This is a genomic window from Brucella sp. TWI432 (genome assembly GCF_039674445.1).
Lineage (GTDB): Bacteria > Pseudomonadota > Alphaproteobacteria > Rhizobiales > Rhizobiaceae > Brucella > Brucella chromiisoli.
Window position 1 is genome coordinate 1 of sequence record NZ_JBDJNL010000048.1, and the last position, 4,436, is coordinate 4,436.

Below are 4,436 nucleotides of genomic sequence, written 5' to 3' on the forward strand. Positions count from 1 at the left end.
CGAAGTCATCGACTGGAGGGAAGCAATGATGTGGAGGTGGAAACAACGCTTTTTGCGGGCAAAGAGGGGGACCGCATGGTCGAGGGGGTGGTGACGCAGTTGAGCTTGCGGCTAAATATTGTATCGTCGAGCTGGGCAAAACTTGAGGACGAAAATGATCTGCCAGCACAATGATCTGCACATCGCCTGATTTTTATAATCTAAAGGAATGGTATTCTTGCTTGTCTTCGAAGTATTACGCTTTAAAGAATTATAAAGCATGTTTTTGGATTCGGGTTTATGACAATGGATAATCGCGACCAGTTCAAAATGGACCGCAAAGTCATCGAACAGCGAAAGTGGATTGGCTTTTTTGGCCTTGGCATATTGCTCATCGCGGGTGGAACTCTATGCCTGCTTCTACCCGTGTTTTCCGAATTTGCTGCGAGCACAATCTTTGGCGTCGTCTTGATGGGCATTGGTGTCGTCAAGATTATTCAGTCACTTTGGGTGAAAAGCTGGGCAGGTTTTGTCTGGCAGGAGTTGTCTGGTGCCGTAGAGCTGGTTGGCGGGGTAATGATTTATCTCAACCCGCTTAAAGGTGCGCTTGCAATTACGCTTCTGATCGCCATTGTCGTGTTTGTTCATGGCTTCCTGCAAATTGCAATGTCATTCAAGATTAGACCTGAGAGCGGCTGGTGGTGGTTCGCCCTGTCAGGACTTATCGCAATTACGGCCAGTGTTCTTCTCATTCTTAAGTTTCCGCTGACGAGAGAGCTCCCGTCAGGCTCAATCGCTGGCATAGCATTATTGATCGCGGGTGTTTCTTATCTCGGAAGTGCATTAAGCACCCGAAAAGCTTAAGTTATGATCTGAATAAGCGACTATACTGAGTTTCATGCCATGCACTGGCCATCGCCATAAATGGTGCGACATTGCCAATTTCGTCATCGGTTAACTCACAAGACTTTTGAACCGCTGCATCTATTGCAGGTACGGCCGCTATCAATATTCTTTGCCCTGCCAGATGGCCCAGCGGTATAAGGCGAATTGCTGCCATAACTTGTGCCTCTACCACTGACCACATAAGACCCCGTAGCGCTTCACGTGCAGGGATAGTCCAATGATGCGCTGCGATTGCAAATGCCGCTGGATAGCTTGGACGCTCAACGCTCAGAAAGTCAGCTGCTTGCCGAACACCGAGTTGCGCGAGAACGGTCAATAGGGATTCCGACATACGCCGGTCCTCCATTTCAAGCTCCCGGCTTTCCCGACTCGCAGCAAGCCAGTCATTGAGTGCCCTGAACGCTGTGTCGTCACTAATCATCAGAGCATTGGCCATTCGCCAGTAAAATGCACCATCTAGAGATGCATAGCTGCTCTCAAGCACGCCAAGTATCCATGATGAGCAACTTTTTTCGTCTCGGATAATGTTAGCGTGAATGGCCCATTCCAACCCACGCGAATAGGAGAAGCCGCCTACGGGCAGGTTTGGGCTGACAAGCCGCAAGATATGCAACATCGCATCAGCATTTGGTTGAGATGTGGACAGTGCGTGGGCTGAAGCATTATCAACCGTTATTGAGGGGCATATATTGATCATTTTATCCCATAGGCTTCATCGTGGTGCCGATCTGATCGGTGCATTAATATTATCCTTTGTCGCTGGAAGGTTTGGCTCAGAATGAGCCAAACATTGATCCAAGGATAAAGACTGCAACAAGCGAGATAATGACACCCACAATCACGGTCATGACCATATCGAAATAACTGGAAGCATGGGTCTGCTTACTGATCTGCAAAAGCAGCAATACAGTACCGTTATGTGGCAAAGCATCCAAGGTTCCGGCGCTGATAACTGTTAGGCGATGCATGAGCGCTGGATCAATTCCATACTGGAGAGCTAATCGCATATATTCGTCCCCGAGCGCGTTGAGCGCAATTGCCATGCCGCCAGAAGCCGTTCCAGTCAAAGCGGCGAGCGCATTCATCGCTACCACGAGCGACACAAGTGGGCCTCCAGGAACCTCCAGTACAGCATCGCGAACCAAAGCAAATGCTGGCATCGCAGCAACAACTGCTCCAAAACCAACGAGACTTGCTATTGTGAGGATTGGTAGTGCTGAAGAATTGGCTCCGGCGTCAAGGCTTTCTCTGATGGAACCAAGTCTTTTGAAGTTGACTGCGATGAGCGTCAATATCGCTGTTGTGAGTGCGATTAATACCGCCCATAGTCCAATTGAGGAAGCAACATCAATGTTCCAAGGCGCTTGTTCAAGAAAGGAAAAGTCAACTCTTGGCAAAATAATCAATGCCATCAGGAAGTTGACGACGATGACCACAAGCAACGGAAGCAGTGCGAAAAAGAAAGGGGGGATCTCGTTTGCGCGTACGCCATGATTTAACTCTGCCGGGTCAAAGTCGCCGGAAAGTGTTGACTTTTCGCGCAATTCTTCTGTAATTTTTATATCGCCGGGATCTTCAATATAAATTTCACCCGCGAGTTGAGCTTTGGCTTGTGCACGCTGAAGCCACCACATACCAAAAGCAAGCGTTATCAGAGATGCAATAATACCAAGGCCTGGGGCGGCGAAAGTTGTTGTGCCGAAGTAAGGCATTGGTATCGCGTTATTTGTAGATGGCGTGCCGGGCATCGCTGACATTGTGAATGTAAATGCACCAAGACCAATCGCCGCCGGCATCAGACGTGCTGGGATATTGGCGGCCTTAAACATTTCACGTGTCATAGGGACCAGAACGAAAAATGCGACAAAGACACTGACGCCGCCATATGTAACAACGGCAGATGCCAAAACCACAGAGAGCATTGTTCTTTTCACGCCAAGTCTTTTGGTCAGATGTCTGGCGATCGACGTTATGGAACCGCTGTCATCCATCAGCTTTCCAAAGATCCCACCTAACAAGAACAAAGGGAACCATCGTGCGACAAAGCTCGCCGTGCCACCCATATAGGTTGATGTCCAATGGGCCAGTAATGGTTCACCGGCAATGAAAGCCGCGAGAAGAGCGGCGATTGGTGAAAGTAAAAGAACGCTCCAGCCCCGATATGCAAACCACATCAGAAGAGCGAGACCTAATAAAATTCCAATCAGTCCCATCGGAGTGCCTCCTCATTACAACGCAGTATGGGTGCAGCGTTTAATCAAAACATCATTCCCCGATTCAGCGACTATACTTCACCGAGGCTTTCTCAGACGTCGTTTATCCGAATACGACTACCTCGCGCAAGCGCTGTAATCTCAAGTCTAATGCCTGGGCGCCCCAGCTAAACAAATGATTTCTGCTGCGGTAACGTATTCTAAAATTTCTAAATCGCCTGCCTCTATGGAGCATCGCTCCGTCCACCCCAGAGATGAGATCGCGGCTCTGCGCACAGCCGCGATTATCAAACCCTATTTGCACCAGAAACTTCTCGAATAGGATCTAAACCACCATTTTCAATCAGAAAGTCAACGATTTGAGATAAGCCATGACCGCGTACAAGATCTGTAAAGCCAAAAGGTCTCCCTGATCGCATGCGTTCGGCATCGCTCTGTATGGTGGCAAGATCGACATTGACGTGGGGAGCAAGATCGCTTTTGTTGATTACGAGAAAGTCCGAGCGAGTTATGCCCGGGCCGCCCTTTCTCGGAATTTCTTCACCTTGGCACACCGAAATCACGTAAAGGGTTATGTCAGCCAAATCGGGAGAAAATGTTGCGGCAAGATTGTCTCCGCCGGATTCAATAAAAACAATATCCAGATCGGGAAATTTGCGATTCATTTCGGCAATAGCCTGAAGATTGATCGAAGCATCTTCTCGAATGGCGGTATGGGGGCAGCCCCCTGTTTCCACGCCCATAATGCGATCTTCCGATAGCGCCTGGCGGCGTGCAAGTATGAGAGCATCTTCCTTTGTGTAAATATCGTTTGTTATAACCGCAATCGAAAAATGGTGTCGCAATAGCCGACAAAGTTTTTCCGTAAGAGTTGTTTTTCCTGAACCAACCGGGCCGCCGATGCCGACACGGAGAGGACCATTTTTTGATGCCATGATGAATGCCCCGACTGTAAACTTATATAGAAATAGTGTGTGGTGAATTAGTGATGATCGTGATCGTGATCGTGATCGTGATCGTGATCGTGGTGTGCGTGACTATGACTGGAGTTGTGATACGCCCCGCGGACAGGCTCAAATGGCGCCTCAATTTCCTCTACGCTGGCACCTAGGCCGATGAGCATCGACTTGATGACGTGATCACGGAGTATCAAGATGCGGTCCGCCGAGATTTCCGCCGCCAAATGGCGGTTTCCGATGTGCCATGCTACGGCGTAGACTCATAAAGTGATGCACCAGATGCGGACAGCGATGAGTTTGACAGCAGCCAGGAAATTGGCCGGGTTTTTGTCGTAACGTGTTGCAATGCCGCGATAGTGCTTGAGGCGGTTAAAGAAGC

At 49.2% G+C, this 4,436-nt stretch carries 4 protein-coding genes and 2 pseudogenes; 1 reads left to right on the top strand and 5 read right to left on the bottom strand.

Annotated elements, in window-relative coordinates; all coding sequences use genetic code 11:
- The first annotated feature begins 279 nt into the window (after window positions 1-279).
- A complete protein-coding gene (locus ABE527_RS21430) occupies window positions 280-843 on the top strand; it encodes an HdeD family acid-resistance protein (protein ID WP_499695693.1) in 564 nt (187 codons plus the stop codon).
- A gap of 1 nt (window position 844) precedes the next feature.
- Here ABE527_RS21430 and ABE527_RS21435 read toward each other — a convergent pair whose 3' ends face one another.
- The 5 genes and pseudogenes from ABE527_RS21435 to ABE527_RS21455 form a co-directional block, all read right to left on the bottom strand.
- Window positions 845-1,501 carry an urease accessory protein UreF gene (locus ABE527_RS21435; protein WP_499695696.1) on the bottom strand — a complete coding sequence of 219 codons (657 nt, stop codon included), beginning with the start codon at window positions 1,499-1,501 and terminating at the stop codon, window positions 845-847.
- Window positions 1,502-1,658: 157 nt separating this feature from the next.
- Window positions 1,659-3,098, bottom strand: a complete 1,440-nt coding sequence (locus tag ABE527_RS21440; RefSeq protein ID WP_499695694.1) for a GntP family permease — start codon at window positions 3,096-3,098, stop codon at window positions 1,659-1,661.
- 287 nt (window positions 3,099-3,385) lie between these two features.
- Window positions 3,386-4,033 (bottom strand): urease accessory protein UreG, encoded by a 648-nt coding sequence (gene ureG / locus ABE527_RS21445; protein WP_499695724.1) that lies wholly within the window; start codon window positions 4,031-4,033, stop codon window positions 3,386-3,388.
- Window positions 4,034-4,080: 47 nt separating this feature from the next.
- Window positions 4,081-4,308 (bottom strand): annotated as a pseudogene (locus ABE527_RS21450) (urease accessory protein UreE C-terminal domain-containing protein); the annotation flags it as partial.
- 9 nt (window positions 4,309-4,317) lie between these two features.
- Window positions 4,318-4,436, bottom strand: a pseudogene (locus tag ABE527_RS21455) (IS5-like element ISRhru5 family transposase); the annotation flags it as partial.